Here is a 26,926-nt window from a genome sequence, read left to right as displayed (position 1 = left end):
TGCTGCGCAAGGCCGGCGAGCGGACCATCCAAGCTACTTGGCAGCGCATCGGCAAGCTGCTCGACTGTTTCTCGCCATCCGAGTGCGCTGCCTATCTCGCCAACTCAGGTTACGCTTCAATTTAAAACGAACACGCTCTAGTGGGATGAATCCTCATGCTGCGGCTTTTCACCGAGCACCCGGCTTCGGTCGGCGAGAGTTATTTCGAACATCTCAAATTCGCCTCACGTACCGGGGCCACGATGGTGGTCGGCGGTTGCGCCTGCTTCGTGCATGGGCTGATGCCGTTCCTCTGCACGACGACCGGCAGCAGGACGATCCGCGCGCTCGCCGCGCGCCTCGGCGGGGCGCAACGTCGGCAGGGCACCGAACTGCGGCTGGTACGCGTATCGCGGGAGCAGGCATGGAGCCGGTCCGAGGGGCTCGATCGTCCCGCCGTCATCGAAAGCCTGAACAGCTCCGCGCTCTGACCGCTCAGAAGCCGTAAAGGGTTTGCGGATTCTCGACCAGGATGCGGTGGCGCACCGGCTCGTCCGGCGCCCAATCGAGCAGCAGGTCGAGCAGCATCGCGTCGTCGGGCAGGTCCTGCACCGACACGTGGGGCCAGTTGCTGGCCCAGATCATGCGTTCCGGCGCGACGGTGACCGCCGCCTTTGCCAGCGCGCCGACGTCGGGATAGAGCGGCGCGCCGGCCTTGGAAACTTCATAGGCCGCGGCGAGCTTCAGCCAGGTACGGCCGCCGTCGAGCAGGCGCAACAGGGTCTGGAAGCCGGGATGCCCGACCGGCACCGGCTCCAGGAACTTGCCGACATGGTCGATGACGACCGGGCAGGGCAGCCGCTTCACCATCGCCTCGCGGTCCGCCAGCAGGCGGCCGTCCATCTGCAGCTGGATGTGCCAGCCGAAATCCGCGATGCGGGCAGCGACCGGCTCCAGCGCCTTCCACGGCAACGCGCCGCCGGGCAGCATCTGGAAGCGCGCGCCGCGCATGCCGGCGTCGGTGAGGCGCTGCAACTCCCCATCGCTCACATCGGGACCGACGACGGCAACGCCCCGGGTGTCGGCAAGGCCGAGCTCGGCGATCGCCTCGACGGCACAGCTGTTGTCGGTGCCATAGGCGGTCGATTGCACGACGACCGCGCGGGTCAGGCCCAGGCGGCGCTGCACGGTCCGATAGGCGTCCACATCGGCCCAGGCGGGCCCGGGTCCGGCCGCGGTCGGTGCTACCGGCTTGGCGGGATCGTAGACATGGATGTGGCAGTCGCACGTCAGGGCCGGCGCGATCAGGCGCGGGGCTGCGTCGGGCATGTTTCCTCTCCTCAGACGGGCAGGCGGCGGGTCCAGCGGTCATGGTTGACCGCGCCCGGCGGCATCTCGCCGCGGACCAGGGCCGCGACCTGCGCGACGGTGTCGAGCGCCTGGTGTTCGATCGCCGGTGGGGTCAGTCCGCCGACATGGGGTGTCGCGATGACGGTGGGCAGGCGCGCCAGCGCCGGTGTCGGCATCTGGTCGGCCGCGCGGCCGACGTCGAGTGCGGCGCCCGCGATGGTGCCGTCGGCCAAGGCCGCGGCCAGAGCGGCCTCGTCGACCAGGTTGCCGCGTGACAGGTTGAGGAAATAGGCCGACGGCTTCATGCGGGCGAAGGCTTCCCTACCCATCAGGTTTTCCGTTTCCCCGGTCGCGACCGCCAGGCACAGCACATAGTCCGATCGGGCCAGCAGTTCGTCGAACGGCACTTGGGCGAAGCGGTCGTCGATGACCTTCGCATGGGGATCGGTGATCAGCACGTCCATGCCCAACGCGACCGCGATCGGCGCCAGCTGGCGGCCGATGGCGCCGTAGCCGATGATGCCGAGCGTGCTGCTGGCCAATTGCCGGCCCATGCGGGCCTCGGGCGTCCGGCCCGCCTGATAGTCGGCGGTCGCGCGCGAAATGCCGCGCGACAGGTCGACCAGGTAGCCGATCGCGAGTTCGCAGACCGAGGCCACGAAGCCCGGCGTGGCGCGGGTCACCAGCACGCCGGCGGCCGATGCCGCTTCGACGTCGATGTTCCGGATGTCGACGGCGCAGCGCAGGATCGCCTTGAGGTTCGGCAATTGCGCGAAGATCTCGCCCGGTCCCGTGGTCAGCCGGTCGGCCAGGATGATGTCGACATCCCGGGCCGCGGCGACGAGGGCGGCGGGGTCCAGCGCCTCGTCTTCCTCGTGCAGGCGCACGTCGACCAGGTCGCGCAGTCCGGCCAGCGCGCGTTCCCCGTAATAATGCCGGCGCATGTGCGGGGTGTGGGTCAGCAGAAGTTTCAACATGTGTTTCTTCTCAATAGCCGAAGGCGTGCGGCAATGCCGTGCTGATCGCCGGCACGAACGCGATGACCAGCAGGCACAGGAACAGCAGGCCGAGATATCCCAGGATCGGCTTGACCGTACTCTCGATCGGGACGTTGCCGATCAGGCAGGCACCGTAAAGCCCGAGCCCGAGCGGTGGCGCGAACAGGCCGATACCCATGGAGATCACCAGCACCACACCGAAGTGCAACGGATCGACCCCGAGTTTGGTTGCGACCGGCAGCAGCAGCGGCCCGAAGATGATGAGGGCGGCAGCCCCCTCGAGCACCGATCCCATCAGCATCAGGATCACGATCGACAGCACCATGAACAGCCAGATGCCGCCGCTCTGCGACAACGCGATCATCGCCTCGCCCACCATATGCGGCACCTGTTGCAGGGTCAGCACGAAGGCGAGCGACTGGGCGGCCGCGACGATGAACAGCACCAGGCCCGAGCGGGTCGCCGCCTGGACGAAGCTGCGGGCGGCCGAGCGGGGTCCCAGCTCGCGGAACACCACGCCGCCGATGACGATCGCGTAGAGGGCGGCAAAGGCCGAGATCTCGGTCGCGGTGGCGAAGCCGCTCTTGAAGCCGATGAAGATCATCAGGATCAGCCCGAGCGACGCGGCACCGCCGCCCCACAGGCTGACCAGCGAGCGGCGCGGGCCGGTCTCGACGGCCGCCTGGGGCGTATTTTTGCCGAAGATCACGCAGACCGCGATCAGCACCAGCGCCATCAGGCCGGCCGGCAACAGCCCGGCCATGAACAGCCCGCCGATCGACAGGTTGGCGACGAAGCCCAGAATGATCAGGTTGATGCAGGGCGGAATGGTCTCCGCCATCACCGCGGAGGCCGCGAGCAGGGCGACCGCATTGCCGGGCTTCTGCCCGGAGCGGCGGGCCGCCGGGATCAGGACCGAGCCAACCGCCGCGACGTCCGCCATCTTGGAGCCGGAGATGCCGGAGAACATCACCATGGAGGTCACCATGACGACGTTCAGGCCGCCGCGCATGCGCCCGACCAGGCGCTGCAACAGCTCGATCAGGCGCACGGACATGCCGTTCGCTTCCATCAGGTAGCCGACCAGAATGAAGAACGGGATGGCCAGCAGCACGAAATTATCGATGCCGCGCGCCATCTGCTGAGCGAAGATCACGCCTGGCAGGGTGCCCTCGACCCAGATGAACAGCAGGGCCGCGAGCGCCAGCGCGAAGCCGATCGGCAGGCCGCCGCACAGCGTCACGACGAAGCCCAGCACCATGAACGTGCCTGACGATGGAACGGTGTCGGGGGCGAAGGCGTCCCAGGCCAGATAAGCACCGACGAAGATTGCCACGATCGCGATGCCGATCACCATGTCGCCCAACGGCCGGCGCCGGAACAGATCCAGCGCGAACAGCGTCATGAAGACGGCGCCGACGCTCATCGGATAGAAGGTGAGCTGCAGCGGCAGGCCCGATCCGGTCGTCTGCCCGGTGGTGAAGATGCCGAGCTGGATCGCGTTGTAGGCGACCGCGCCGGAAACCGCGACGACGAGCAGCGCGCCGACCGCGTCGACCAGCCGCCGCGGATAGGGCGGCAGCTTGTCGACGAAGAAGGCGACGCCGGGATTCTCCAGGCGGGCGAGCGCGCTCGCCGCACCGAAGAAGCTCGACCCCACCATCAGCCCGCGCGCCACGTCGTCGGCCCACTCGACCGGCGCGTTGAACAGCGAGCGGGCGACGACCGAGCCGCAGACCACGATCAGGTCCGCCAGCAGCATCAGGGCGGCGACCGCGTCGGTGATCGCCAGCAGCGGGGCAACCAGCGATCCGCCCCCGGCGATCCGTCCCGGCACGGCGATCGACATCAGGCCTGGGTCGCGCGGATGGCGTCGACCACGGGCTTCGCGTCGGGATGCGCCTTTACGAACGTATCGGTTTGCGGCAGGACGCGCTTGCGGAACGGCTCCTTGTCGCACTTGATGACCGAGACGCCCTTGTCGGCCAGGACCTGCAGCGCTTCCTTCTCGACCGCCAGGCCATGGGCTCGCGTATCCGCCGCAGCCTTGTTCGCGGCCTCGAGCAGGCCGTCGCGCAGCTTCGGGTCCATGCGCTTGAAGGTCGTCTCGCTGAAATAGACCGCGAGCGGCGAGAAATTGTGCTCAGTCAGCGCGTAGAACTTGGCGGTCTCGTAGAACTTGCTGGCCAGCACGGTCGGTGGGTCGTGCTCCAGCCCGTCGAGCACGCCGGCCTGCAGCGCCGTATAGACCTCGCCGAACGCAAGCGGCGTCGCGGCGGCGCCCATCAGGCGCAGGCATTCGGTGATGATCGGGTTCGGCAGGGTGCGGATCTTGAGGCCGGCCAGATCCTCGGGCGTGTTCACCGCCTTCTTGGCCAGCACGCTGCGCGCGCCGAAATTATAGGCCCAGCCGAGGATGCGGATGTTCGCGTCCTTCAGCAATGCGGCCTCGACCGGCTTGGCGGCACCGGCGTCGAACGCCTTGGTCTGCTGCGGGAAGCTCGAAAACAGATAGCCCAGGTCGAAGGTGCCGACGAGCGGGACCAGGTTGGCCGAGATCGACGAGCCGGACACCATCAGGTCGATCACGCCCAGCTTGACCGAGTTGATGACGTCGATCTCCTGGCCCAGCTGGTTGTCTGGAAAGAACGCGACGTCGATCTGGTCGCCCAGGCCGCCGGCCTTCAGGTTCTTGACCAGATTGTCGTAATAGACCCGGCCATTGGCGTATTTCGGATCGTTGGCCTGCGACGAGGAAAGCTTCAGCTTCAAGGTCGCGGCCTGAGCCCGGCCGATCAGGGCCGGGGCGAAGATCGCGCCGGCGGAAAGGGTGGCCGAGGATTTTAAAAGGGTACGGCGGCTTATCGTCTGGGACGTCATTGGCTTCCTCCACCCGGAGCAGGTCTGGCGCCCGCTTCTCTGAGACTGATGCAAAGCATCTGGGCATAATGTATGACTAGATTTGTCTGACAAGCAAGCCGGTTCAAGCCGTCGCGATTTTGCAGGCGACGAATGGACGCGGCATCGGGCATGAAGGTCCGGCGTCGATCCCAACGATAAAGAGAGCCATGTTCAGGACCTCCGTTTCCCTCCGACGCAACGTCCATAGCCAGGTTGCCGACCGCATCGGGCTCAGCATCGTGCGGGGCGATATCGTGCCCGGCGACGCGCTGCCGTCGGAAATGCGCATCTGCGAAATGCTCGAGGTCAGCCGCACCGTGGTTCGCGAGGCGATCCGCATGCTGGCCGGCAAGGGGCTGGTGGAATCCCGGGCGAAGAGCGGCACACGCGTCCGGGCGCCGGAGGACTGGAACCACCTCGATCCGGACGTGCTGCGCTGGCTGCTGGAGACGACCGACGTCGATACCTATCTCTCGAAGCTGTTCCAGCTGCGCTATGCGGTCGAGCCGGCGGCGACCGCGATGGCGGCGACCGCCTCGGAGGCCGAGGACCGGGCACGCCTGCGCGCCGCCTATGAGGGCATGGTGTCGGCCAAGACCAACGAGGCCTTCGTCGCGTCCGACATCGCCTTTCACAAGAACGTCTATTTCGCGACCCGCAACGAGTTCTTCTGGCCGATCGCCCAGATGTTCGAAATCACGCTCAGCCCCAGTCTGACCATCGCGGCGACCGGCGATCATCGGCCGCGCAGCCTGATCGAGCATCGCGACGTGGTCGAGGCGATCGAGCGGCGCGATCCAAAGCAGGCACGCGAGGCGGCCGTGCTCCTCCTGCAGCATTCCGCTGCAGACCTCGTGCGCATCCGCGGCATCGATCCGTTCGGAGCGTCGGCTGCTGCCTCGTGAATCGACACGCTGGAATGAGGGGCACCTTCCGCTCGCTGAACAGCTTCAACTATCGGATCTGGGCCAGCGGAGCGATCGCCTCCAACATCGGGACCTGGATGCAGCGCATCGCCCAGGACTGGCTTGTGCTGACCCAGCTGACCCACGGGAATGCGACCGCGGTCGGCGTGGTCATGGCGCTGCAGTTCGGGCCACACCTGTTGCTGCTGCCGCTGACCGGGTTTGCAGCCGACCATCTCGACCGGCGCAAACTGCTGCTCGCGACTCAGGCGACCATGGGTGCGCTGGCCTTCGGCCTGGGGCTGCTCACCATCACCGGGCTGGTCCAGCTGTGGCACGTCTATATCTTCGCATTCCTGCTCGGTTGCGCCGCGGCGTTCGACGCGCCATCGCGCCAGACTTTCGTGTCGGAGCTGGTCGGCGAGGCCGATCTGTCGAATGCCGTGGCGCTGAATTCCATGTCGTTCAACGCCGCGCGCATGATCGGTCCGGCCGCTGCCGGCGTCCTCATTGCCTCGGTCGGGTCCGGCTGGGCCTTCGTGGTCAATGGCGCCTCGTTCGCCGCCGTCCTATGTTCGCTGGGCTTTCTGCGCAGCGACGAGCTTCACCGCCACACCAGGGCCGTCCGTAGCCGGGGCGGCCTGGTCGAAGGGTTCCGCTACGTGTGGAAGCGGCCGGACCTGAAGGCGATCATGGTCATGCTGTTTCTGATCGGCACGTTCGGGCTCAATTTCCCGATCTTCATCGCGACCATGTCGGTCACCGTGTTTCATGGCGGGGCGGGGCAGTACGGGTTGCTGACCTCGATCATGGCGATCGGCACCATCGCGGGCGCGCTGCTCGCGGCCGGGCGGGAGAAGCCGCACATGGTGCTCCTCTCGGTCAGCGGCGCCTGCTTCGGGGTTGGCTGCGCGCTCGCCGCGATCATGCCCGACTACCGGCTGTTCGGCTTGACCCTGGTCATTGCCGGGATCTCCGCGCTGACCTTCACCAACTCCACGAACAGCCTGGTGCAGCTTTCGACCGAACCGGTCATGCGCGGGCGCGTGATGGCGATCCGCCTCGCCATCGCCTTGGGCTGCACCCCGCTCGGCGCGCCGGTCGTGGGCTGGACCGCCGACCGGTTCGGCCCGCGCTGGTCACTCGCCGTTGGCGCCGCCTCGGGCTTTGCCGCGGCACTGGTGGGTATCCGGTATCTCGTCAAGCACCGCCGTCTGCGCGTGCGCTTCCACGGCGGGCGCCCGCGCTTCAGCGTCGACGAGTTCGACGCTGTCTAGGCTGGCGGCTCCTCGACGAGCAGGCGGGCGTAGTTGGCAGCGGAACGTTGATAGCGCACCAGATGGCGGGACAGCGCGGTCAGCGCGATCGAGACCGCTTCGCGCTCCCGCCCGACATCGGTCAGGGCGAGCGCCAGGAAGACGCTGACCGCATCGTCCAGGTTGGTCGATTCCACGCCCCGCTCGGCAGTCAGCAGCGCGACGCTCTCCGCGGCTCGGCCCAGGTTGCGCAAGGAGCTCGCCATCTGGATCACGGCCTGGCGCCGTCGCTCGCCCTGCAGGCCGAGGTCGAGCGCCTGCCGATAGAGCGGCACCGCCCGGTCGGAATGACCCGTCGAGTCCCACGCGGCACCGCGTTCGAACAGCGCGACCGGATCGTCCGTCGGCCGCTCAGTCAGAAGCCGTTCCATCTCCGCCCGGAACGGTTCCTCCTCATGGTCGTCGATCGAGGCCCAGAGGGCCGCCAGCCGCTCATCCCAATCCATCATCGTCTCCGGCGTTGCGGGGTCAGAATTGGTCCGGGTCGAACGCCACGATCGTGGCGCCGCCGCCGATGGCGCTCAGCTGCGCCGCGGCCGGGGTCAGGAACTGCTCGGCGAAGAAGCGCGCGGTCGTCAGCTTGGCCTCGTTGAACCCGATGTCGCCGGCGCCGCGGGCGAGCTGGGTCTGCGCCGCCAGCGCCTGCTTGCCCAGCAGCCAGCCGCCAGCCACCGTCGCGAACAGGTTCAGGTAGGCGACCGATCCGGCGGCGGCACGGGCCGGGTCGGTTCCGAAGCTCCCGACCAGCAGGCGGGTCGCCTGCTCGACTGCGTCGATCCCGTCGGCCAGGCTGCGGCGCACCACCGCAAGATCGTCGCCCGATTGCTCGGCCAAAGCGGCATCCAGCTCGCGCATGGTCGCGACGAAGACGGCGGCGGCCGCTCCCTGGTCGCGCATCAGCTTGCGGCCCAGCAGGTCCATGGCCTGGATGCCGTTGGTGCCCTCGTAGATCGGCAGGATGCGCGCGTCGCGGAAATGCTGGGCGACGCCGGTCTCCTCGATGAAGCCCATGCCGCCATGGATCTGGACCGCGAGCGAGCTGTTCTCGACGCCGAGATCGGTCGACCAGGCCTTGACCAGCGGGATCAGCAGGTCGACCAGCAGCTGCGCCTTGGCACGATCGGCCTCGCTTTCCAGATGGCGTGCCCGGTCGATCTGGCCGGCGGTGAAATAGGCCAGTGCACGCGCCGCCTCGGTCCGCGACTTGATCGCCAGCAGCATGCGCTTGACGTCGGGATGGTAGAGGATCGGCAGCGGCGTCTCGCTCTTGGCCCCGGTCAGGGTACGGCCTTGGACGCGGGTGCGGGCATAGTCGCGCGCCTGCTGGTAGGCGCGCTCCGAGATCGCCACACCCTGCAGGCCGACGTTGAGCCGGGCATTGTTCATCATGGTGAACATGCATTCCATGCCCTTGTTCTCTTCGCCGATCAGGTAGCCGACGGCGCCGCCATTGTCGCCGTAGGCGAGCACGGCGGTCGGGCTGCCGTGGATGCCCAGCTTGTGTTCCAGGCTGGTGCAGCGCACGTCGTTGCGATCGCCCAGGCTGCCGTCTTCCTTGACCAGGAATTTCGGCACCAGGAACAGCGAGATGCCGCGCGTGCCGGCCGGCGTGCCGGGCAGGCGGGCCAGAACCAGATGGATCAGGTTCTCGGCCATGTCGTGCTCACCATAGGTGATGAAGATCTTCTGGCCGGTGATCAGGTAATGGTCGCCCTGCTTGACCGCTTTGGTCCGGAGCGCGCCGACGTCGGAGCCGGCCTGCGGTTCGGTCAGGTTCATGGTGCCTGTCCATTCGCCCGACACCAGCTTGGACAGGTAGGTTTCCTGCAGCTCCTGGGTGCCGTGGCGCAGCAGCGCCTCGATGGCACCCACGGTCAGCAGCGGGCAGAGCGCCCAGGCCATGTTGGCCGAATTCCACATCTCGGCGACGGCGAGCGCCACCACGATCGGCAGTCCCTGGCCGCCGTATTCCTCCTCGAACGGCAGGCTGTTCCAGCCGCCGTCGACATAGGTGCGGTAGGCTTCCTTGAAGCCCTTGGGCGTGCGCACGATACCGTTCTCGACCCGGCTGCCCTCCTCGTCGCCGCTGCGGTTGATCGGGGCCAGCACGTCGCGAGCGAGCTTCGCCGCCTCGTCGAGCACGGCCGCGACCGTCTCCGGGTCGGCGCCGGCGCAACCGGGCAAGGCCGCCAGCGCCGCGAGGTCGACGACGTGCTCCAGCGCGAACTGCATGTCTGCGAGCGGGGGATTGTACGGGGTCATTCTGGGTCAGCCTTGGTTGAGGGCATCGAAGGCCGCTGCCGCGACGACCTTGCCGGGATTCATGATGTGCCGCGGATCGAGCGCGTTCTTCACGCGGGCCATCAGCTCGAGTTCGAGCGGCGCCTTGTAGTGCGTCAGCTCGTCGCGCTTCAGGCGGCCGATGCCGTGCTCGGCGCTGATCGAACCGTGCAGGCGGGCGACGATGCCATGGACGATCTCGTTGAATTCCTCCCAGCGAGCCATGAAGCCGTCCTTGTCGGCATCCGGCGGCTGGCTGAGGTTGAAATGGATGTTGCCGTCGCCGCAATGGCCGAACGCGACCGTCCGGACCCCGGGTAGCCGTTCGGTCACCGCGGCGGTGGCGCTCTTCAGGAACTCGGCGACCGAGGCGACCGGTACGGCGATATCGTGCTTGATCGAGCCGCCCTCGAAGCGCTGGCCCTCGACCATGCCTTCGCGGATGAGCCAGAACGCGTTGCGCTGGGTGGCGCTAGCGGCGATCGTGCCGTCGATGACCGTGCCGGCTTCGAGCGCTTCCTCGAGCAGCCCTTCGAGCGTCGCCGCGACGTCGGCATGGGGGCTCGCCGTCGAGACCTCCATCAGCACGTAATTCTCATACGGCTGTTCCAGCGGATCGACGACGCCGTTGACGTGCTTCATGGCCATGTCGAGGCCGATGCGCGGAATGAGTTCGAACGCGGTCAGCTGATCGCCGGTGGCGGCGCGGGCCTGGCCGAACAGGCGCATGACCGCGTCGACGTCGGGCAGGGCCACGAACGCGGTCGCGGTCGCGTGGGGCTTCGGGAACAGGCGCAGGGTCGCGGCGGTGATGATGCCGAGCGTGCCCTCGGCGCCCACGAACAACTGCTTCAGGTCGTAGCCGGTATTGTCCTTGCGCAGGGTGCGCAAGCCGTTCCAGATCCGCCCGTCGGGCAGCACGACCTCCAGGCCCAGGGTCAGCTCGCGCGTGTTGCCGTAGCGCAGCACCTGGACGCCGCCGGCGTTGGTCGACAGGTTGCCGCCGATCTGGCAGGTGCCCTCGGCGCCCAGGCTGAGGGGAAACAGCCGGTCATGCTCGCCGGCGATCCGCTGGATGTCCGCCAGGACGACGCCGGCCTCGACCGTGATGGTGAAATTGGCAGGATCGACTGCGCGGACCTTGTTCATGCGGCCTAGCGCCAGGACGATGTTGCGGCCGTCCTCGGCCGGCACGCCGCCGCCGCACAGGCCGGTATTGCCGCCCTGGGGTACGATCGGCAGGCCCGCTTCGGCGCACAGCGTCACGACGGCCGCGACCTGCTCGGTATTGGCAGGCCGCACCACCAACGCGGTCTTGCCGCGGTAGAGACCGCGCCACTCCACTTCGTAGGGTTCGACGTCGGCGCGTTGCTCGAGCCAGCCCTGCGGTCCGACCACCTGCTTGATCCGGTCGAGAACCTCGGCCATGGTTTCCTCACCCTTCATTTTCTCGAGATCTAACATGGATCGGACGGCCGCCTAGCGCGGCGCTGCCGCGCGGCGCAGCCGGTCGTTGATGGCGGCGCCAAGCCCATCCTCGGGAATTGGCATGATCGCGATCCCGGTGAATTCGGGCCGGTCGAGCGCCCGTAAGGCCGCGAACAAGTGCTGTGCCGCTTCTGATGGATCACCGTCGGCCGACAGTTGCAGGTCCGGCACGCGGCTTCCGGCAGGCGGCGGTCCGAACGCCAGGAACGCTTCGCTGGGGCGGGGATCCAGGGCGTCGAGCCGGACCGGCAGCCCCGGCGCGTAGTGGCTGCTCATCATGCCCGGTCCAGCGCGCGCGACGCCGTCGGCGATCGGTGCTGCGCGCTCGATGGGACCCAACGCCGCTTCGAGCGCCGCCTGCGCGATGCCGCCCGGCCGCAGCAGGCGGGCCGGCTCCACGGTCAGGTCGAGCACGGTCGATTCGAGGCCGACGCGGCACGGGCCGCCGTCCAGGATCAGGCTGACTCGATCGCCCAGTTCGTCGCGCACATGGGCGGCGGTGGTCGGGCTGACCCGGCCGGAGCGGTTGGCGCTGGGTGCGGCGATCGGCCGACCGACGGCGCGCAGCAACTGCTGGGCCAGCGGATGGGCCGGAATGCGCACGGCCAGGCTGTCGAGCCCGGCGCTCGCCAGCAGGCTGACCCGGCAATCGGGCCGGCGGGGCAGGACCAGGGTCAGCGCACCGGGCCAGAACAGATCGGCCAGCCGCTTCGCCCGTTCGTCGAAGACCACGTGGTTGCGGGCCGCGGCCACGTCCGGCAGGTGGATGATCAGCGGGTTGAAGCGCGGCCGCTCCTTGGCCGCGAAGATGCGCGTCACCGACAGGTCGCTGGTCGCATCGCCGCCCAGGCCGTAGACCGTCTCGGTCGGAAACGCGACGAGGCGCCCGTTCTTCAGGTGCTCGACCGCCGCGTCGATGCCGGGAGGCTCGATTGGTGCTGTGCGTGTCTCGGCGTGATCTTCGGCAGGCATCGATGCTCGGTCCTGAGGGTCCCGTTCGTTGGCGGAAGTCCGAAGCGGGAGTTTGCCCCGAGCCGGCACCGGGCTCAAAGAATTCTTTACCATCCCCGGTGCAGGATGATGCGTTCCGGGAGGAGGGGTAGAGACGCATGTCTGAACTTGGCATCACGACCGAAGAGGCGATCGAGCTCGCCATCGAGGTTTGGCGGGGCTTTCTGGGCGTCGAGCTGATCCCGCGATTCGACGCGCCGGCGGTTCCATCCCCCGAATCGTCCGTGTCCGGCTGTGTGACGCTGAAGGGATCCTGGTATGGCGGGATCGTGGTCACCTTGCCGGTCAGCCTCGGCGCATCGATCACGCGGACCGCGTTGGCACTCGACGACCCCCAGCCCGAGGACGTGTGCGACGTGGTCGGTGAACTGGCGAACATGATGGCCGGCCGCTTGAAGCATCAATTGCCGCCAGACACGCAGATCTCCCTGCCGATGGTGGCGACCGGCGACCATTTCCATCTGTCGATCCCGGGTGCGCGGGTCGCCATGGAGCTGGATTTCGCCATCGAGGATACGCCGCTGAAAATCCGCATCATCAAGGTCGAGCAATCCTAATCCGATCAAATCCCATGAATTAATTGATTGGCGGGAAGCCGTGGCCGACCTATTCATCGTGGGGTTTGACGACCGCCTGTCGACGGCGGATTGACGCGGCTCCCAGCCGTAGGAGTGAGATCGTGTCGGGCTTTACCGTTCTGATCGTCGATGATTCGCGCAGCGTGCGGACGATCCTGAAAAACGCGTTGAGCGCCATGCTGCGCGGTGTGCAGATCGTCGAGGCGGGCGACGGCGAAACGGCGGTGAAGCTTTACAAGCAGCATCTGGCCGACCTTGTGTTCATGGACATCACCATGCCCGGGTTGAACGGCATCGGGGCGCTGAGTGCCATCAAAGCGTTCGATCCTGGCGCCCATGTTGTCATGCTGACCGCGGAGAGTTCGCTGGATACGGTCGTCAAGGCCAAGGAATTGAAGGCCGACGGCTTCATCGCGAAGCCGTTCGAGGCGGGGCGGATCGCCCAGCTGGTCTCCGACCGGATGGCCGTGCAGCCGCGGCCGATCCACGTGCTGCTGGCCGACGACGCCCGATCGATCCGTTCCATCGTCCGGCGTTCGCTCGTCAGCCTGCCACACGTATTCCGCATCCGCGAGGCCGAGGACGGTGCGCAGGTGGCAGAACTGGCCGAAGCGCGGCCGGCCGACCTGGTATTTCTCGACATTCACATGCCGAACCAGACCGGCATGGATGCGCTGATCCGCATCCGCAAGCGCTCGCCGGAAACGCATATCGTAATGCTGACGTCCGATGCCTCGGCCGCCGCCGTTTCCGGTGCCAAGGCGCTGGGTGCCAACGACTATATTCTGAAGCCCTTCACGTCGGACCAACTGGCAGCGATCGTCGACCGGTTCGTTGCCAGCCGTGGCTGATCGACATGGGAACGAAGCACTGCGACGTGGCGTTGACATGACTGGAATAAAGCATCAACTTTCAATGGAACTGGCTTTCTCGCCGGCTGTGAAGGCCGACATCATTCCCAAAGGGAGGTATGTCGAGACATGGCGCGTGTACTGATCATCGACGATGATCCGACCGTTCGGTCGCTCGTTGGCGGGATCGTTGAGGCGATGGGTCATTCGATCGTCGAAGCCCGGGATGGCCGGGCGGGCGTCGCAACGTTTTCCCGAGGGGATATCGATCTCGTCGTCACCGATATCGTGATGCCCGAGCAGGAGGGCATCGAGACGATCGGCGCCATTCGCCGCCTCAATCGTGCGGTCCCGATCCTGGCGATTTCCGGAAGCGCCACCGTCGGCGGCGCCGGCGACTATCTTCGGGCGGCGGCTGCCCTCGGCGCTTCGGCGACCTTGCAAAAGCCTTTCCGCCCGGAACATTTCAGCGACGCGATAGCCCGGCTCCTGGCGAACGTGCCGACCTGAGGTCGCGTCTGCGACGAAGCGGTTCTGTCGCTCACCGCAACCCTGTATATGACGGGCATGATCCAGCCTGCCGACGCCCCTCCCGAAACGCTGACCGGCTATCTCGCCGCCGACGGGTTTCTCGCACCTTTGCTCGAGGAGCTGGGGCCGGGTGTCGATGTCCATGATCGCCTGGTTCTGGCATCGGGCCCCGCCCGGCCGGCGGCCTGGGCGCAGAACATCTGGCACGATGTCGAACGCATCCCGATCGCGTCGATCAAGGACGGCGCCCGTGCGCTCAAGGCGCGGCAGCGCAATTGGGGTCTTTGGCCGCTTGCGCATTTCCGCCGCGCGCAATTGATCCAGGACCTGCTGCCCCATGTCGGGATCAAACCGCTGGTGTTTCCGGCGCCGGTCCCGGTCGCACCGTTCGGGTCCTGGACCCTGGCGGAGCCCGGCCTGCTCCTGGCATCGCCGCGTTGCTCGAGCCCGTTCCGCCACGGCGAGGCGCGCTTCGTCGAAGATCGGCAGGCGCCGCCCAACCGGGCCTACCTCAAATTATGGGAGGCATTGACCGTCGCCCGGCGCTACCCGGGGCCGGGCGATCGTTGCCTGGACCTGGGCGCCAGTCCTGGTGGCTGGACCTGGGTATTGCAGCAGCTGGGCGCCGACGTCCTGAGCATCGACAAGGCGCCGCTCGACCCGGCCATCGCCGCCTTGCCGCGCGTGACCCAGCGCCAGCAGAGCGCCTTCGCGTTGAAGCCGGAGGAGATCGGCCCGATCGATTTCCTGTGCAGCGACGTGATCTGCTATCCCGCCCGGTTGCTGCGTCTGGTCGAGACCTGGCTCGCGAGTGGGCTGGTGCGCAATTTCATCTGCACCATCAAGTTCCAGGCCGAGACCGATCATGAGACGGCGCGGGCGTTTGCGGCCATCCCCGGCTCGCGCGTGCTGCATCTGTTTCATAACAAGCATGAATTGACCTGGATGAAACTCGAAGACTGACGGGGCGGACGGAGTTTGGAGTAAGCTCGCGGCGTTGGTACCGAAAAGCCTTCGATCACGAAGGCATCGGGAGGAGACCGCCGATGAGCATTTCCGCCAAAGACCATATGCATCATCCCGTAGCGCGACCGAGCGAGAACCTCGACGAGTTCGTCGGGATCCTGCGGCGAGGCTTCAATTTCTCGGCCGGCAATACCTCCGGTTGGAGCTTCGAGGATTGGGAAGCAGCGGTCGACGCGATCAACGACGACGAAGACACGGGGGTGGCGCCGAAGATCGGCCAGGACATCTTCGATCCGGCCGAGATCGAGGACGGTGTCGCTTCGCGATTCGAGGGCCACGGGCTCTGGACCCTGCTCGGCCTCGCCTACATGCGCGGGCGGCGCGCGTTCAAGGCCGGCATTTCCAAGACCGCCCGGCCGTTCCGCAGCATGCAGCTGAAGCATATGAATGTGCCGACCGGGGTAGGCGAAACGCTCGACATGCAGTTCCGCAACGGCTTCGACGATGCGCTGGCCGACGCGGTCATGGGCGGCGATCGGACGCCGGACTGGGTCAGGCACGCCCTCAAGGCCCCGTTGCTGCGCTCGCAGGCGGAGCGCGGCGCCTGAGCGCTATTTGTTGCCGGCGATCCGCTCGGACTTGACCTGGTTGCGCCCGGCGTCCTTGGCGCCGTAGAGCGCCTTGTCGGCGCGACGGATCAGGTCGTCGAGCCGCTCGGCCAGCACATAGCCGGCGACGCCGATCGAGATCGACAATTGCCCGATCGGCTTGTCGGTCGTGGTGTCGCGCAGGCGCTTGCTGGCAACCAGGGTGCGGGTCCTGTCGGCCAGGGCCTCGGCCTCGGCGATCGACAGGCCCGGCAGCACGGCCGCGAACTCGTCGCCGCCGTAGCGCGCGGCGGTCGAGCCGGCGGGCAGGCTTTCCTTGAGACTCGATGCTACGACCTGGATCACCGCATCGCCGATCTGATGGCCCCAGGCGTCGTTCAATTGCTTGAAATTGTCGATGTCGGAGATCAGCAGCGCCATCTCGGTATCGGTTTCCATCGAGTGCGCGGCCGCGATGCGCAGCCGCTCCTCGAATGCCCGGCGATTGTAGAGCCCGGTCAGCGGGTCCGTCATCGCCTCGCGCTTGGACGCTTCGAGCCCCTGACGCAACGAGCGGATCTCGCTGGAGCAGCGTTCGATCTCGGCTTCGAGGCGGCGCGTTTTCGCTTCCATATGCCGGGTCGCCAGCACGATGGTGTCGACGATCTTGCGCAATTCACCATCCGGCGGCAGGCGCGCTGCGATCTTTTCGAGTGCTGCGGCAAAGCTCGACGTGTCCCGGCCGGCATTGGCCAGCATCTGAAGGATGCGCGTCAGTTCGTTCGACAATTTCTCGCCGGTCTGGCGCACGACCTCGGTCTGGCGCTCGCGAGCGAAGAATTCCTCGTGCAGCGCCTCGATCAGCGCGACGGGGACCGTGTGGGGTAGGGCGATCGCCTGGTCCAGGCGCTCGACCAGTTCGGCATCCTGGCGGCAGGCGTAGGCGTACCAGACTTCGTAGACGCGCGGCGTCGCGGGATGGCCGTGTCGCGCCATATGGGCACGGACCGTCTCGAAGAACTCCCACGACCGGTCGGCGTCCGAAATGTCTATGGTCATCAAATCTTCCGTGCATTCCGCCACGTGCCGATCTTCGAGGACACGCCTGGATAGTCAGAATGCCATGGGCGCCGTCGTTATACGATGGTCAAAGCGGTATCGAGCGCCTGCGTTGCCCGCTACCACATCGGTACGCTTGCCCTTGCGAGGCGTCGAGCGGCGGCCCACTATGTTGCGTTGCGGAATCATTCGAGGCGAATAGGCCATGGCGGCACGGGTCATCACGATCGCCCAGCAAAAGGGCGGCGCCGGCAAGACGACGCTCGCGGCTCATCTGGCCTTGGCGTGGCAAACCCTGGGCGAGCGGGTCGCCTTGGTCGACATCGATCCGCAGGGTAGCCTCAGCCAATGGTTCGCGCTGCGCGAAGCGCATCTGGGCAAAGGCAACACCGGGATCGATCTGACCCAGATCACCGGCTGGCGCGCCAGTGCCGAGATCGACCGGCTGAAACGAGACCACACCTTGATCGTGGTCGACAGCCCGCCCCACGCCCAGACCGATGCCAAGATCGCCGTGCGCGCCGCGAACCTGGTGGTGATCCCGGTCCAGCCCAGTCCGCTCGACATCTGGGCGACCCGGCCGACGGTCGACCTCGCCCTGTCCGAGAAGGTGCCGGCGCTGCTGGTGATGAACCGCGTGCCGTCGCGCCGACTGATGACCGAGGACATGATCGCGGCCCTCGCCGACATCAAGGCCGAGATGGCCGCGGCCCGGCTGGGAAACCGCAGCAGCTTCGCCATGAGCATGACGGCCGGCCTCGGTATCGCCGAGCACGCGCCGGATACCATCGCGGCGCGTGAGGTCGGCAAGGTCGCCCGGGAAATCCTGCGCCGGGTCGGCTAGTTTCGCCCGACGAAGAAATGCCGCGCCTGTTCGAGCGCGAGGTTGTCGCCCAGCACTTCGCCCGGTCGGTTGCCGTGGCCCAGCAGGGCACCGCCCCAGCGGGCGCCCAGGTAGTCGGTCGTCAACTTGAGCGTGCCGACCAGCGGTTCGGCCATGCGGTCGTCGTCGTCGCTGATGGCGGTGACCGCCCAGAACGTCTTCGCCGCCATGCGCGCCTTGAAGTCGCGCCCCGGCAACCGCAGCCAGGCGCTCCAATAATCCAGATAGAGCTTGGTCGCAGCAGGCAGGCCGTACCAATAGAGCGGCGCGACGAATACCAGATCGGTGGCCGACAGGGTCGCATCCAGCAAAGTGCCCTCGGCGCCCTGCGGTTCGGGAAAAGGAATATCGCCATGCCGCAGATCCACGAACGGCGGCAGCGGCAGGTCCTGGTGATGCAGCCACTGCTGGTCCGCCTCGGGCGGCAGGGCCGCTGCAGCGCGTCGGGCCAGCGTCTCGCTGTTGCCGTCGCGGCGCGCGCTGCCGATGAGGAAAGTGAATTTTTGCTCGGTCATGGCTTTTCTGCCTCTGTGCGGGATCGACCTTAAGATGCCTGTCCCAAGAGTTGTCGACAAACGAGCGCATTTCGATTTCAGGTGAAATAAACTAAGCTGACCCGGTCATGGAGTTCCGACCGCGCGGCCGTGCCGCAGTCCCACATGCCGCCTTGCGCGCGTTCGAAGCGGCCTCTCGTCTGGGCAGCTTCAAGGCAGCCGCCGCCGAACTGGACGTTACGCCCGCGGCGATCAGCCATCAGGTGAAATCTCTGGAAGAGCATCTGGGCGTCAGCCTGTTCGAACGGCTGAACCGGGCCTTGCGTCTACTGCCGGCCGGCGCTGCTCTGGGCGAGGCGGCGCAACGGGCGTTCCGCGACCTCGACCGGGCGATCGAGCGGGCGCGCCAGACCGGCACCGATCGGTCCGCCCTCTCCGTCAGCGTCGTGCCCTCGCTCGCTGCGAAATGGCTGGTCCCCCGTCTCCACCGGTTTCAAGATCGCCATCCGGATATCGAACTGCGCCTCGCTTCGACCGAGGCGGTGGTCGATCTGGCCCGCGATCCGGGTGTCGATGTGGCGTTGCGCTATGGCGCCGGTCCCTATCCGGGACTACGTGCCGAATTGCTGACCTGGGGCCACCTGACGCCGGTGTGCAGTCCGGTGCTGCTGGAGGGCGGCTCGGCGCTGCGCTGTCCGGCGGATCTCGCGCGGCACCAGTTGCTGCGCGATGGGTTGCCCCATGAAGCGGGCTGGCTCGAATGGTTGACGGCGGCCGGTGTTGCCGACCGGGTGAAACCCGGCCGGGGGCTGCGCTTCAGCAATTCCCATCTGGCGCTCGATGCCGCCGCCGCCGGGCGGGGCGTGGCCCTGGTGCCCGAACTGCTGATCGAGGAAGACCTGCGGGCCGGCCGCCTGGTCCGGCCGTTCGCGCTCACTGTCCCGAGCCCGTCTGCCTATTGGTTCCTGGCCCGCCCGGATCGTGCGGAAACCATCAAGGTTCGGCGTTTTCTGGCTTGGCTGCGTGCCGAACTTAGCGCCCCTCCGCAATGAAGCCCGGATTGCGGAAGCCCGGTTTGCCGTAGCGGAACGGCGTGCCGTCCAGGTTGCTCATCCGGCCTCCTGCGGCTTCGAGCAAAGCGTGGCCGGCGGCCGTGTCCCATTCCATGGTCGGGCCGATGCGCGGATAGAGATCGGCCACTCCTTCGGCGACCGAACAGAACTTGAGTGCGCTACCGGCGATCCTGCGATCGGCGACCTTGCGGGTTTCGAGCAGGCGGTCGAGTTCGCCGCAGCTGCTATGCGAACGGCTGCTCATGACCACCGCCCCTTCGGGCGGACATGGGCGGGTCTCGATCGGCGTGCAGGTTCCGTCCGCCGCGCGGCGAAGCGCGGTGCCTGGGCCGGCGGCGGCATAGATCAGGCCCTGAACCGGAATGCCGACGACGCCCAGGATCGGGCGCCCGCCCTCGACCAGCGCGATGTTCACGGTGAACTCGCCGTTGCGCTTGATGAATTCCTTGGTGCCGTCGAGCGGATCGACCAGCCAGTAACGCGCGGCCGCGGCGGCGGGCAGCCCGTCCGCCTCGGCCTGTTCCTCGGAGATGATCGGAATATCGGGGGCGGCGGCCAGCAGGTGGCGCAGGATGACCTTTTCGGCCCGCCCGTCTGCGATCGTCACCGGCGACAGGTCGCGCTTCTGATCGACCGTGATCTCGCCGGCATAGACGTCGAGGATTTCGCGGGCAGCTTCGAGTGCCGCTTCGATGGCCGCGGCGAGCAGGGGCTTCAGATCGAGGTCGGTCATCTATTCGGCCGCCTCGGCCAGGCCGGAAGCCTGGATCGCCTGCCAGATGCTGAGCGGCGTCGCCGGCATTTCGACATGGTCGATGCCAAGCGGCGCCAGCGCATCGACGATGGCATTGATCACCGCCGGCGGCGCGCCGATGGCACCGGCCTCGCCGGCGCCCTTCAGGCCCAGCAGGTTGGTCCGGCACGGCACCACATTGTACGAGAATTCGATGTCCGGCAGGTGGATCGCGCGAGGCATGGCGTAATCCATGAACGAGCCGGTGACCAGCTGGCCGGACGAGGCGTCATAGACCACGCCTTCGAGTAGCGCCTGGCCGACACCCTGGCCGACGCCGCCATGGACCTGGCCTTCGAGCAGCAGCGGGTTCACCACGTTGCCGAAATCGTCGACTACGACATAGCGCAGGATCTCGGTCATGCCGGTTTCCGGATCGACCTCGACCTCGACCGCATGGGTCCCGTTGGGGAAGGTGCCGGCAGGCGGCGTCCAGCGCGCGGTCTCGTCGAAGCCGCCTTCCATGCCGGGCGGCAGCGCGCCGGCGAAGGCCGACTTCACCACCGAGAGGATATCGATCTGGCGATCGGTGCCGGCGATGGTGAAGGTGCCGTCCTTGAACTCGATGTCGGCCTCGGCCGCCTCCAACTGATGCGCCGCGATCTTACGGCCGCGCTCGATTACCTTGCCGACCGCAAGGCTGGTCGCGGCACCGCCGACCGGCAGCGAGCGCGAGCCGCCGGTGCCATGGCCGAACGAGACCGTATCGGTATCGCCTTGGACGACCCGTATGTCCTCGAACGGAATGCCCAGCCCGTCGGCGACGATCTGGGCATAGGCGGTCTGGTGGCCCTGGCCGGTGGATTGGCTGCCGATCAGCAGGGTGACGCCGCCCGACGGGTCGAAGCGCAGTTCCGCCATCTCGTCGGAGCCGCCGCCGCACTGCTCGATGTAGCAGGCGATGCCCAGACCGCGCAGCTTGCCGCGCCGGGCGGCCTCGGCCTTGCGCGCGGGCAGGCCGGCCTGGTCGATGTTCTGAAGCGCGTCTTCCATGTTCTTCGCGAAATCGCCGCTGTCGTAGGTCAGACCGCCGGCGGTGCGGAACGGCATCTGTTCCGGCGTGATGAAGTTGCGCCGGCGCAACTCCTCGGGCGCCAGACCCATTTCGCGTGCGGCTTTGTCCACCAGCCGCTCGACCACATAGGCCGCTTCGGGCCGCCCGGCGCCGCGATAGGCGTCGACCGGCGTGGTGTGGGTGAACACGCCCTTGACCCGGACATAGAGGGCAGGGCTGGCATAGACGCCGGCCAGCATGCCGGAACCGGCGGCGGTCGGGATGAACGGGCCGTAGTTCGACAGGTACGCGCCCAGGTTGGCCGTCGTCTCGACGCGCCAGGCGAGGAAACGGCCATCCTCGTCCATCGCCACCTCGGCATGGGTCACGTGATCGCGCCCGTGGGTGTCGGTCAGGAACGCCTCGCCGCGCTCGCCGGTCCATTTGACCGGTACGCCCAGCTTCTTCGAGGCCCAGAGCACCAGCACCTGCTCGGGATAGAGGAACAGCTTCATGCCGAAACCGCCGCCGACGTCGGGTGTCACCACGCGGATTTTCGATTCCGGCACGTTCAACACTTTGCCCGACAGCAGCTTGCGCAGCGTGTGCGAGCCCTGGCTGCCGGTGTAGAGCGTGTAGCGCTCGTCGCCGCGATCGTAATGACCCAGCGCGTTGCGCGGCTCCATCGAGGCGACGATGATGCGGTTGTTGACCAGATCGATCCGGGCGACGCGCTTCGCCTTGGCGAAACCGGCCTCGGTCGCCGCCTTGTCGCCCATCTGCCAGTCGAAGCAGAGATTGTTCGGGATATCGTCCCACACCAGCGGCTTGCCGGCCTCGAGCGCCGAACCGGTATCGGCGATCGCCGGCAGCATGTCGTAGTCGACCTCGACCAGTTCGGCCGCGTCGCGCGCTTCGGCCGGGGTCGAAGCCACGATCAGCGCGACCTGGTCGCCGACATGGCGCACCCGGTCGGTCACGAGTGCCGGATGCGGCGGATATCTGCCGGGGGTGCCGTCGATGTTGGTGATGGGCGCCGCGCAGGGGATCGGGCCGATGCCGTCGGCCTCCAGATCCTTGCCGGTCAGCACGCCGATGACGCCGGGAGCGGCCAGCGCCCCGCTCACGTCGATGCGGGTGATCCGTGCCGAGGCATGGGGCGAACGCAGGACATAGGCATAGGCCTGGTGCGGCAGGTTGATGTCGTCGGTATAGCGGCCGTGGCCGGTGATGAAACGCTGGTCCTCGGAGCGTCGCACCGACTGCCCCATGCCGAACTGACCCATGACGTTCCAGCCTCCCGTTTCATGCTTCGAATGCTCAGCATAGGAGGCGGGCACCGCCGGTGCCACACCTTCGTGGCCGCGGACGGGAAAACTTACGGCGCGCGCTGCGCTTCCGGCCGGCGCCGTGCGCGCAGGCGGGCGAAGGGTTTCCACTCGACGATCTTCCGCTTCAGCCGTTCGCTCGCCTGCCACAGCACGGTGCTCTTGATCGCGCCGTAGATCCGGTTTCGGGTCAGGCGGACCCAGGCATCGGCACGCCGGAACCAGGCGAGCCTGGACAGGCTCGGATAGCAGACCGACAGGATCCGGCCGACCACCGCCGTCGCGAACAGCTTGGCGCCGACCAGCACGCCCACGGCCAGCCAGTAGTGATGGCTGTGGAACAGCGCGATGACCAGCAGCTTCTCGGGCACGATCAGGGTCGAGGGCAACAGGAACAGGGCGAGCGCGCCATAGGGTGGCAGGCTGGCGGCCCAGGCCTCGGCCCGGGCGAACGGCGGCCAGCCGGCGAGACGGCCCAACAGGTGGCCCAGCCGCCGGATCAGCAGATCTTCGATCAGAAAGACGACGATCGCGAAAGGAGTGAGAAGACGCAGCAGAAGGTCGCGCAGCAGCAGAAGAGCGGACATGGGTTCCCTTGCACGGGTGGACGATGGGGCTGTCGCGGCCTTGCTACAGCAGATCGGAACGCGAACCATGCGGTACAAGGGGAAGGGGCGAAAGCAAAGCGCCGCGGACCTTTCGGCCCGCGGCGCTCGCATTGCTTCGGGTCTGACCGTTTCGAGGACGAAACGGTCAGATCCGGGAGGGGACTTGTTCGGCTGACCTTCTGATTAGAAGTCCATGCCGCCCATGCCACCCATGCCGCCCATGTCGCCGCCGCCCATCGAGGGGGCCTTCTTCTCGGGCTTGTCGGCGATCATGCACTCGGTGGTGATGAGCAGACCGGCGACCGATGCCGCATCCTGGAGGGCGATGCGCACGACCTTGGTCGGATCGATGATGCCGGCCTTGATCATGTCGGTGAACTCGCCCTTCTGGGCGTCGTAGCCCCAGTTGAAGTCGGTCGAGTCGAGCAGCTTGCCGACGATGATCGAGCCATCGACGCCGGAATTCTCGGCGATCTGGCGAGCCGGCGCCTGCAGCGCCTTCTTGACCAGGTTGATGCCGACCTGCTGGTCGTTGTTGGCAGGCTTCAGGTTCTCGATCGAACGGATCGCGTACACCAGCGTGACGCCACCGCCCGGAACAACACCTTCCTCGACCGCGGCGCGGGTCGCATGCATCGCGTCGTCGACGCGATCCTTGCGCTCCTTCACCTCGACCTCGGTCGCGCCGCCGACGCGGATGACCGCGACGCCGCCCGCGAGCTTGGCCAGGCGCTCCTGGAGCTTCTCACGGTCGTAGTCGGACGTGGTCTCTTCGATCTGCGCGCGGATCTGGCCGGTCCGGGCCTCGATGGCTTCCTTGCCGCCGGCGCCGTCGACGATCGTCGTGTCTTCCTTGGTGATCATGACCTTCTTGGCGCTGCCGAGCATGTCGAGCGTGACATTCTCCAGCTTGATCCCCAGGTCTTCGCTGATCAGCTGACCGTTGGTCAGGATCGCGATGTCCTCGAGCATCGCCTTGCGGCGATCGCCGAAGCCCGGCGCCTTGACGGCGGCGATCTTGAGGCCGCCACGCAGCTTGTTGACGACGAGCGTGGCCAGAGCCTCGCCCTCGACGTCCTCGGCGATGATCAGCAGCGGGCGACCCGACTGCACGACCGCCTCGAGCACCGGCAGCAGAGCCTGGAGACCCGACAGCTTCTTCTCGTGGATGAGGATGTAGGGGTTCTCGAGCTCTGCGACCATCTTCTCGGCGTTGGTCACGAAGTACGGCGACAGGTAGCCGCGATCGAACTGCATGCCCTCGACGACGTCCAGTTCGGTCTCGAGGCTCTTGGCCTCTTCGACCGTGATGACGCCTTCGTTGCCAACCTTCTGCATCGCGCGGGCGATGATCTGGCCGATTTCGGTCTCGCCATTGGCCGAGATCGTGCCGACCTGGGCGATCTCTTCGTTGGTCGAGACCTTCTTGGTGCGGCTCTTGACGTCGGCGATGACGGCCTCGACGGCCATGTCGATGCCGCGCTTCAGGTCCATCGGGTTGAGGCCGGCGGCAACAGCCTTGACGCCTTCCTTGACGATCGCCTGGGTCAGCACGGTCGCGGTCGTCGTGCCGTCGCCGGCCAGGTCGTTGGTCTTGGAGGCGACCTCACGAACCATCTGTGCGCCCATGTTCTCGAACTTGTCGGCAAGCTCGATTTCCTTGGCGACGGTGACGCCGTCCTTGGTAATGCGCGGGGCGCCGAAAGACTTGTCGATGACGACGTTGCGGCCCTTGGGGCCGAGCGTCACCTTGACGGCATTGGCGAGGATGTCGACGCCGCGCAGCATCTTGTCGCGCGCGTCAGTTCCGAATTTAACTTCTTTGGCAGCCATTTATCGATTCCTTGAATAGAGTTTCCGGCACGATCGGGTGGTTCGTCAGCCTCAGGCCGCGATCACGCCCACGATGTCCGACTCTTTCATCACGAGATAATCGACATCGTCGATCTTGATCTCGGTGCCCGACCACTTGCCGAACAGAACGCGGTCGCCGACCTTGACGTCGAGCGCCTGGATCTTGCCCTGCTCGTCGCGGGCGCCGGGGCCAACCGCGATCACTTCACCTTCTTGCGGCTTTTCCTTGGCCGTATCGGGGATGATGATACCGCCCTTGGACTTGCCTTCCTGCTCGATACGCTTGACCACAACGCGGTCGTGCAGCGGACGGAATTTCATGGGTCGCTCCTTGGGATAGCTGAAATAAGAATGATCTCGGCGAAGCGCACTGTTAGCACTCTCCACCGATGAGTGCTAGGCAAATACGGATCGGGTCCTGCCCTGTCAAGGCCGAAGCCGGTCGAATTTACGAGCACGGGGGACTGCCGGGCCGAGGCCGCAGGCGGCGCGTCTTCTAACACGGGTTCGACCGGACGGCCCGCGTTATATCGTGTTCCATAGCCAGTTCGTGTGACGCTTTTGGGGTGGTTCGGCCCGAGGGCGCTCCCATTTGATGGGCATGAGAACCGTGTTCCTCTGCCTGCTCGGCCTTATGGACCTCGCCGGATCCGCCCACGCGGACCAGGCCGGGTCCGTCTGGCTGCCGACTTTGGGCATGAGCATGCCGGGTGCCTCGACTGCGATTGCCGCACCGGCGATCCGGCCGGGACCACCTGTCGCGCGGCTGGCGCCGCCGCCGGTCTATGACAGGCCCGTGGTCCAGCCCGGCCTCTTTCCGACAGCGCCGGCCGCGAACGATCCAGTCGATCAGCAGAAGCGGGCGCTCTACCAGACACAGTTGCGGGCCCATCAGCGCGATCTCGCGAACCGAACGGGTCCGCTGCCGCGGGGTGCCGGTGCCAATGCGTTCGCGACCCAGCAGGAACTCAACCGCCTGCAGCTGCAGGCGCCGAACTGATCGCGCCTCAGACCGGACCCGGGCGTTGTTTCAGCAGGTCGCGGATCTCTTCCAGCAGCAATTCGCTCCGGGGCGGGGGCGGCGGGGCCGCGTCTTTCGGGCCGGCGAGCTTGTTCAGTTGCCGGACCAGCAGGAAGACCGCGAAGGCGACGATGACGAACTTGATGATCGAATTCAGGAACAGGCCGTAATTGATCGTGACGTCGCCGGCCGCCTTCGCTGCGGCCAGCGACTCATGGCCGCCGCCCTTGATGGTCACGAAGAAGTCCGAGAAATCGATGCCGCCGATGGCGAGGCCCAGCGGCGGCATCAGCAGGTCGTTCACCAGCGAATTGACGATCGCGGTGAAGGCGGTGCCGATGATGATGCCGACGGCGAGGTCGATCACGTTGCCCCGGACCGCGAATTTCTTGAATTCGTTCAGCATGCCGCAGACCTTTCCATTGTCGATGACTTTTGGCGAATTTGGCGGATGCCCTGCCGGTTCACGGCGGTGGGTCGAGATGGGGCGTTCTGCGGGCAACCGGGCGCAGCTTGCCGATCATCCGCCGGATGCCCTCCAGGTGAGGATTGATCGCCAGGGCCGCTTCGAACGCGATCAATGCGCCTTCCGTCTCCTCGGCGTGCATCAGGATCTGGCCGAGGCCGGCGAGGGCGCCGTAGTGCCGAGGCTCCAGCACCAGCACCCGCTCGATGTCGGCGATCGAGCGGTCGTGGCGGCCGGTCATGAACAGGATCGTCGCCCGCCGGTTCCACGCTTCGGCGAAGCCCGCGTCGTCGGCGATCGCCCGGTTCACGAGGTCGAGCGCCGTCTCGGCGTCGCCCAGCGCCAGCGCCTTCGACGCGTCGATCAGCGAACGGCGGGCCGCGCGATTGCCGGCATCGCCCCAGCGTTGCCAGATCAGCCGATCGAGCCTTTCGGCCTCGATCGACGAAGCGGTCTGATGCAATTGCGCGAAGGCCTCGTGCAAGACCGCGTCCCGGGTATCGAGCGGGGCGGCGCCGGCCAGGCAGCGGACGAGTGTCAGGACGGAAGCGTAGCGATCGTCGGTCATCGGGGCCCTTTTGTTGCCCATTGGCCCGATCTTCAACCCGCCGG

28 protein-coding genes are annotated in these 26,926 nt (G+C 66.8%); 11 read left to right on the top strand and 17 right to left on the bottom strand.

The window, feature by feature from the left end:
- Window positions 1-155: 155 nt before the first annotated feature.
- Window positions 156-470 (top strand): DUF6356 family protein, encoded by a 315-nt coding sequence (locus VGV37_RS17205; protein WP_326880938.1) that lies wholly within the window; start codon window positions 156-158, stop codon window positions 468-470.
- Window positions 471-474: 4 nt separating this feature from the next.
- Here the strand turns inward: VGV37_RS17205 and VGV37_RS17200 are convergent, their stop codons facing one another.
- Genes VGV37_RS17200 through VGV37_RS17185 form a run of 4 tightly spaced genes read right to left on the bottom strand, consistent with a single transcriptional unit; the run spans window position 475 to window position 5,207 of the window.
- Window positions 475-1,308, bottom strand: a complete 834-nt coding sequence (locus VGV37_RS17200; protein WP_326880937.1) for an amidohydrolase family protein — start codon at window positions 1,306-1,308, stop codon at window positions 475-477.
- A gap of 11 nt (window positions 1,309-1,319) precedes the next feature.
- Window positions 1,320-2,306: an NAD(P)-dependent oxidoreductase gene (locus tag VGV37_RS17195; protein WP_326880936.1), complete on the bottom strand. Its 987-nt coding sequence runs from the start codon at window positions 2,304-2,306 to the stop codon at window positions 1,320-1,322.
- A 10-nt stretch (window positions 2,307-2,316) separates the two neighbouring features.
- The gene (locus VGV37_RS17190; protein ID WP_326880935.1) at window positions 2,317-4,176 is read right to left on the bottom strand and encodes a TRAP transporter large permease subunit; all 1,860 of its coding nucleotides are present in this window, start codon (window positions 4,174-4,176) and stop codon (window positions 2,317-2,319) included.
- Window positions 4,176-5,207 (bottom strand): TRAP transporter substrate-binding protein, encoded by a 1,032-nt coding sequence (locus VGV37_RS17185; RefSeq protein ID WP_326880934.1) that lies wholly within the window; start codon window positions 5,205-5,207, stop codon window positions 4,176-4,178. The genes VGV37_RS17190 and VGV37_RS17185 overlap by 1 nt, the downstream gene beginning before the upstream one ends.
- Before the next feature lie 188 nt (window positions 5,208-5,395).
- On the opposite strand from VGV37_RS17185, the gene VGV37_RS17180 reads away from it, so the two are divergent.
- Together VGV37_RS17180 and VGV37_RS17175 are read left to right on the top strand one after the other, a co-directional pair.
- Entirely contained in the window at window positions 5,396-6,133 is a 738-nt protein-coding gene (locus VGV37_RS17180) for a FadR/GntR family transcriptional regulator (RefSeq protein ID WP_326880933.1), read from the top strand.
- A gap of 14 nt (window positions 6,134-6,147) precedes the next feature.
- On the top strand, window positions 6,148-7,410 hold the full coding sequence (locus VGV37_RS17175; protein ID WP_326880932.1) for an MFS transporter: 1,263 nt from the start codon (window positions 6,148-6,150) through the stop codon (window positions 7,408-7,410).
- Here VGV37_RS17175 and VGV37_RS17170 read toward each other — a convergent pair.
- Genes VGV37_RS17170 through VGV37_RS17155 form a run of 4 tightly spaced genes read right to left on the bottom strand, consistent with a single transcriptional unit; the run spans window position 7,407 to window position 12,189 of the window.
- Window positions 7,407-7,895: a tetratricopeptide repeat protein gene (locus tag VGV37_RS17170; protein ID WP_326880931.1), complete on the bottom strand. Its 489-nt coding sequence runs from the start codon at window positions 7,893-7,895 to the stop codon at window positions 7,407-7,409. The genes VGV37_RS17175 and VGV37_RS17170 overlap by 4 nt on opposite strands.
- 22 nt (window positions 7,896-7,917) lie before the next feature.
- Window positions 7,918-9,711, bottom strand: coding sequence for an acyl-CoA dehydrogenase (locus VGV37_RS17165; protein ID WP_326880930.1), 1,794 nt, complete (start codon window positions 9,709-9,711; stop codon window positions 7,918-7,920).
- Between the two features lie 6 nt (window positions 9,712-9,717).
- Complete coding sequence (locus VGV37_RS17160; RefSeq protein ID WP_326880929.1) at window positions 9,718-11,157, bottom strand: FAD-binding oxidoreductase; 1,440 nt, start codon at window positions 11,155-11,157, stop codon at window positions 9,718-9,720.
- A gap of 51 nt (window positions 11,158-11,208) precedes the next feature.
- The gene (locus tag VGV37_RS17155; protein WP_326880928.1) at window positions 11,209-12,189 is read right to left on the bottom strand and encodes an L-threonylcarbamoyladenylate synthase; all 981 of its coding nucleotides are present in this window, start codon (window positions 12,187-12,189) and stop codon (window positions 11,209-11,211) included.
- A gap of 137 nt (window positions 12,190-12,326) precedes the next feature.
- Between VGV37_RS17155 and VGV37_RS17150 the strand changes: the two genes are divergently transcribed.
- The 5 genes from VGV37_RS17150 (at window position 12,327) to VGV37_RS17130 (ending at window position 15,762) form a co-directional block, all read left to right on the top strand.
- Complete coding sequence (locus VGV37_RS17150) at window positions 12,327-12,785, top strand: chemotaxis protein CheX (protein ID WP_326880927.1); 459 nt, start codon at window positions 12,327-12,329, stop codon at window positions 12,783-12,785.
- 122 nt (window positions 12,786-12,907) lie between these two features.
- Entirely contained in the window at window positions 12,908-13,657 is a 750-nt protein-coding gene (locus VGV37_RS17145; RefSeq protein WP_326880926.1) for a response regulator, read from the top strand.
- A gap of 129 nt (window positions 13,658-13,786) precedes the next feature.
- On the top strand, window positions 13,787-14,167 hold the full coding sequence (locus VGV37_RS17140; protein WP_326880925.1) for a response regulator: 381 nt from the start codon (window positions 13,787-13,789) through the stop codon (window positions 14,165-14,167).
- A gap of 57 nt (window positions 14,168-14,224) precedes the next feature.
- Window positions 14,225-15,151, top strand: coding sequence for an SAM-dependent methyltransferase (locus VGV37_RS17135; protein ID WP_326880924.1), 927 nt, complete (start codon window positions 14,225-14,227; stop codon window positions 15,149-15,151).
- Window positions 15,152-15,234: 83 nt separating this feature from the next.
- A complete protein-coding gene (locus tag VGV37_RS17130; protein ID WP_326880923.1) occupies window positions 15,235-15,762 on the top strand; it encodes a hypothetical protein in 528 nt (175 codons plus the stop codon).
- 3 nt (window positions 15,763-15,765) lie between these two features.
- Here VGV37_RS17130 and VGV37_RS17125 read toward each other — a convergent pair whose 3' ends face one another.
- Window positions 15,766-16,800 carry a GGDEF domain-containing protein gene (locus VGV37_RS17125; RefSeq protein ID WP_326880922.1) on the bottom strand — a complete coding sequence of 345 codons (1,035 nt, stop codon included), beginning with the start codon at window positions 16,798-16,800 and terminating at the stop codon, window positions 15,766-15,768.
- Window positions 16,801-17,005: 205 nt separating this feature from the next.
- On the opposite strand from VGV37_RS17125, the gene parA reads away from it, so the two are divergent.
- On the top strand, window positions 17,006-17,644 hold the full coding sequence (gene parA / locus VGV37_RS17120; protein ID WP_326880921.1) for a ParA family partition ATPase: 639 nt from the start codon (window positions 17,006-17,008) through the stop codon (window positions 17,642-17,644).
- Here the strand turns inward: parA and VGV37_RS17115 are convergent.
- A complete protein-coding gene (locus VGV37_RS17115; RefSeq protein ID WP_326880920.1) occupies window positions 17,641-18,198 on the bottom strand; it encodes an NAD(P)H-dependent oxidoreductase in 558 nt (185 codons plus the stop codon). The two genes, parA and VGV37_RS17115, sit on opposite strands and share 4 nt — an antisense overlap.
- A gap of 107 nt (window positions 18,199-18,305) precedes the next feature.
- Between VGV37_RS17115 and gcvA the strand changes: the two genes are divergently transcribed.
- Window positions 18,306-19,229: a transcriptional regulator GcvA gene (gene gcvA / locus VGV37_RS17110; RefSeq protein ID WP_326880919.1), complete on the top strand. Its 924-nt coding sequence runs from the start codon at window positions 18,306-18,308 to the stop codon at window positions 19,227-19,229.
- Here gcvA and cysQ read toward each other — a convergent pair.
- From cysQ to groES, 5 genes are all read right to left on the bottom strand, one after another.
- A complete protein-coding gene (gene cysQ / locus VGV37_RS17105) occupies window positions 19,210-19,983 on the bottom strand; it encodes a 3'(2'),5'-bisphosphate nucleotidase CysQ (RefSeq protein WP_326880918.1) in 774 nt (257 codons plus the stop codon). The two genes, gcvA and cysQ, sit on opposite strands and share 20 nt — an antisense overlap.
- Window positions 19,984-22,323 (bottom strand): xanthine dehydrogenase family protein molybdopterin-binding subunit, encoded by a 2,340-nt coding sequence (locus VGV37_RS17100; protein ID WP_326880917.1) that lies wholly within the window; start codon window positions 22,321-22,323, stop codon window positions 19,984-19,986.
- Window positions 22,324-22,415: 92 nt separating this feature from the next.
- Window positions 22,416-22,952: a hypothetical protein gene (locus VGV37_RS17095; RefSeq protein ID WP_326880916.1), complete on the bottom strand. Its 537-nt coding sequence runs from the start codon at window positions 22,950-22,952 to the stop codon at window positions 22,416-22,418.
- Between the two features lie 204 nt (window positions 22,953-23,156).
- Window positions 23,157-24,806 (bottom strand): chaperonin GroEL, encoded by a 1,650-nt coding sequence (gene groL / locus VGV37_RS17090; RefSeq protein WP_326880915.1) that lies wholly within the window; start codon window positions 24,804-24,806, stop codon window positions 23,157-23,159.
- 51 nt (window positions 24,807-24,857) lie between these two features.
- On the bottom strand, window positions 24,858-25,148 hold the full coding sequence (gene groES, locus VGV37_RS17085) for a co-chaperone GroES (RefSeq protein WP_326880914.1): 291 nt from the start codon (window positions 25,146-25,148) through the stop codon (window positions 24,858-24,860).
- A 274-nt stretch (window positions 25,149-25,422) separates the two neighbouring features.
- Between groES and VGV37_RS17080 the strand changes: the two genes are divergently transcribed.
- Window positions 25,423-25,827 (top strand): hypothetical protein, encoded by a 405-nt coding sequence (locus VGV37_RS17080; protein ID WP_326880913.1) that lies wholly within the window; start codon window positions 25,423-25,425, stop codon window positions 25,825-25,827.
- A gap of 7 nt (window positions 25,828-25,834) precedes the next feature.
- Here the strand turns inward: VGV37_RS17080 and mscL are convergent, their stop codons facing one another.
- Both mscL and VGV37_RS17070 read right to left on the bottom strand, forming a co-directional pair.
- Window positions 25,835-26,254, bottom strand: a complete 420-nt coding sequence (gene mscL, locus VGV37_RS17075) for a large conductance mechanosensitive channel protein MscL (protein ID WP_326880912.1) — start codon at window positions 26,252-26,254, stop codon at window positions 25,835-25,837.
- A 58-nt stretch (window positions 26,255-26,312) separates the two neighbouring features.
- Window positions 26,313-26,882 (bottom strand): tetratricopeptide repeat protein, encoded by a 570-nt coding sequence (locus VGV37_RS17070; RefSeq protein ID WP_326880911.1) that lies wholly within the window; start codon window positions 26,880-26,882, stop codon window positions 26,313-26,315.
- Window positions 26,883-26,926: the final 44 nt, after the last annotated feature.

The sequence above is a fragment of the Aliidongia sp. genome (assembly GCF_035943795.1).
Classification (GTDB): domain Bacteria; phylum Pseudomonadota; class Alphaproteobacteria; order ATCC43930; family CGMCC-115725; genus Aliidongia.
The sequence above is the reverse complement of the archived record's forward strand: the minus strand, read 5'-3'. Positions and strand labels throughout refer to the sequence as shown.

What these genes read in the sequence shown, in the direction of transcription:
- groL (WP_326880915.1), bottom strand. Translation starts at nt 24,806, where the DNA reads ATGGCTGCCAAAGAAGTTAAATTCGGAACTGACGCGCGCGACAAGATG.
- VGV37_RS17095 (WP_326880916.1), bottom strand. Translation starts at nt 22,952, where the DNA reads ATGTCCGCTCTTCTGCTGCTGCGCGACCTTCTGCTGCGTCTTCTCACT.
- VGV37_RS17140 (WP_326880925.1), top strand. Translation starts at nt 13,787, where the DNA reads ATGGCGCGTGTACTGATCATCGACGATGATCCGACCGTTCGGTCGCTC.
- VGV37_RS17130 (WP_326880923.1), top strand. Translation starts at nt 15,235, where the DNA reads ATGAGCATTTCCGCCAAAGACCATATGCATCATCCCGTAGCGCGACCG.
- parA (WP_326880921.1), top strand. Translation starts at nt 17,006, where the DNA reads ATGGCGGCACGGGTCATCACGATCGCCCAGCAAAAGGGCGGCGCCGGC.
- VGV37_RS17175 (WP_326880932.1), top strand. Translation starts at nt 6,148, where the DNA reads ATGAGGGGCACCTTCCGCTCGCTGAACAGCTTCAACTATCGGATCTGG.
- VGV37_RS17125 (WP_326880922.1), bottom strand. Translation starts at nt 16,800, where the DNA reads ATGACCATAGACATTTCGGACGCCGACCGGTCGTGGGAGTTCTTCGAG.
- VGV37_RS17170 (WP_326880931.1), bottom strand. Translation starts at nt 7,895, where the DNA reads ATGGATTGGGATGAGCGGCTGGCGGCCCTCTGGGCCTCGATCGACGAC.
- VGV37_RS17185 (WP_326880934.1), bottom strand. Translation starts at nt 5,207, where the DNA reads ATGACGTCCCAGACGATAAGCCGCCGTACCCTTTTAAAATCCTCGGCC.
- VGV37_RS17080 (WP_326880913.1), top strand. Translation starts at nt 25,423, where the DNA reads ATGGGCATGAGAACCGTGTTCCTCTGCCTGCTCGGCCTTATGGACCTC.
- mscL (WP_326880912.1), bottom strand. Translation starts at nt 26,254, where the DNA reads ATGCTGAACGAATTCAAGAAATTCGCGGTCCGGGGCAACGTGATCGAC.
- VGV37_RS17190 (WP_326880935.1), bottom strand. Translation starts at nt 4,176, where the DNA reads ATGTCGATCGCCGTGCCGGGACGGATCGCCGGGGGCGGATCGCTGGTT.
- gcvA (WP_326880919.1), top strand. Translation starts at nt 18,306, where the DNA reads ATGGAGTTCCGACCGCGCGGCCGTGCCGCAGTCCCACATGCCGCCTTG.
- VGV37_RS17135 (WP_326880924.1), top strand. Translation starts at nt 14,225, where the DNA reads ATGATCCAGCCTGCCGACGCCCCTCCCGAAACGCTGACCGGCTATCTC.
- VGV37_RS17070 (WP_326880911.1), bottom strand. Translation starts at nt 26,882, where the DNA reads ATGACCGACGATCGCTACGCTTCCGTCCTGACACTCGTCCGCTGCCTG.
- VGV37_RS17155 (WP_326880928.1), bottom strand. Translation starts at nt 12,189, where the DNA reads ATGCCTGCCGAAGATCACGCCGAGACACGCACAGCACCAATCGAGCCT.
- VGV37_RS17200 (WP_326880937.1), bottom strand. Translation starts at nt 1,308, where the DNA reads ATGCCCGACGCAGCCCCGCGCCTGATCGCGCCGGCCCTGACGTGCGAC.
- VGV37_RS17195 (WP_326880936.1), bottom strand. Translation starts at nt 2,306, where the DNA reads ATGTTGAAACTTCTGCTGACCCACACCCCGCACATGCGCCGGCATTAT.
- groES (WP_326880914.1), bottom strand. Translation starts at nt 25,148, where the DNA reads ATGAAATTCCGTCCGCTGCACGACCGCGTTGTGGTCAAGCGTATCGAG.
- VGV37_RS17115 (WP_326880920.1), bottom strand. Translation starts at nt 18,198, where the DNA reads ATGACCGAGCAAAAATTCACTTTCCTCATCGGCAGCGCGCGCCGCGAC.
- VGV37_RS17205 (WP_326880938.1), top strand. Translation starts at nt 156, where the DNA reads ATGCTGCGGCTTTTCACCGAGCACCCGGCTTCGGTCGGCGAGAGTTAT.
- VGV37_RS17150 (WP_326880927.1), top strand. Translation starts at nt 12,327, where the DNA reads ATGTCTGAACTTGGCATCACGACCGAAGAGGCGATCGAGCTCGCCATC.
- VGV37_RS17165 (WP_326880930.1), bottom strand. Translation starts at nt 9,711, where the DNA reads ATGACCCCGTACAATCCCCCGCTCGCAGACATGCAGTTCGCGCTGGAG.
- VGV37_RS17180 (WP_326880933.1), top strand. Translation starts at nt 5,396, where the DNA reads ATGTTCAGGACCTCCGTTTCCCTCCGACGCAACGTCCATAGCCAGGTT.
- VGV37_RS17100 (WP_326880917.1), bottom strand. Translation starts at nt 22,323, where the DNA reads ATGGGTCAGTTCGGCATGGGGCAGTCGGTGCGACGCTCCGAGGACCAG.
- VGV37_RS17160 (WP_326880929.1), bottom strand. Translation starts at nt 11,157, where the DNA reads ATGGCCGAGGTTCTCGACCGGATCAAGCAGGTGGTCGGACCGCAGGGC.
- cysQ (WP_326880918.1), bottom strand. Translation starts at nt 19,983, where the DNA reads ATGACCGACCTCGATCTGAAGCCCCTGCTCGCCGCGGCCATCGAAGCG.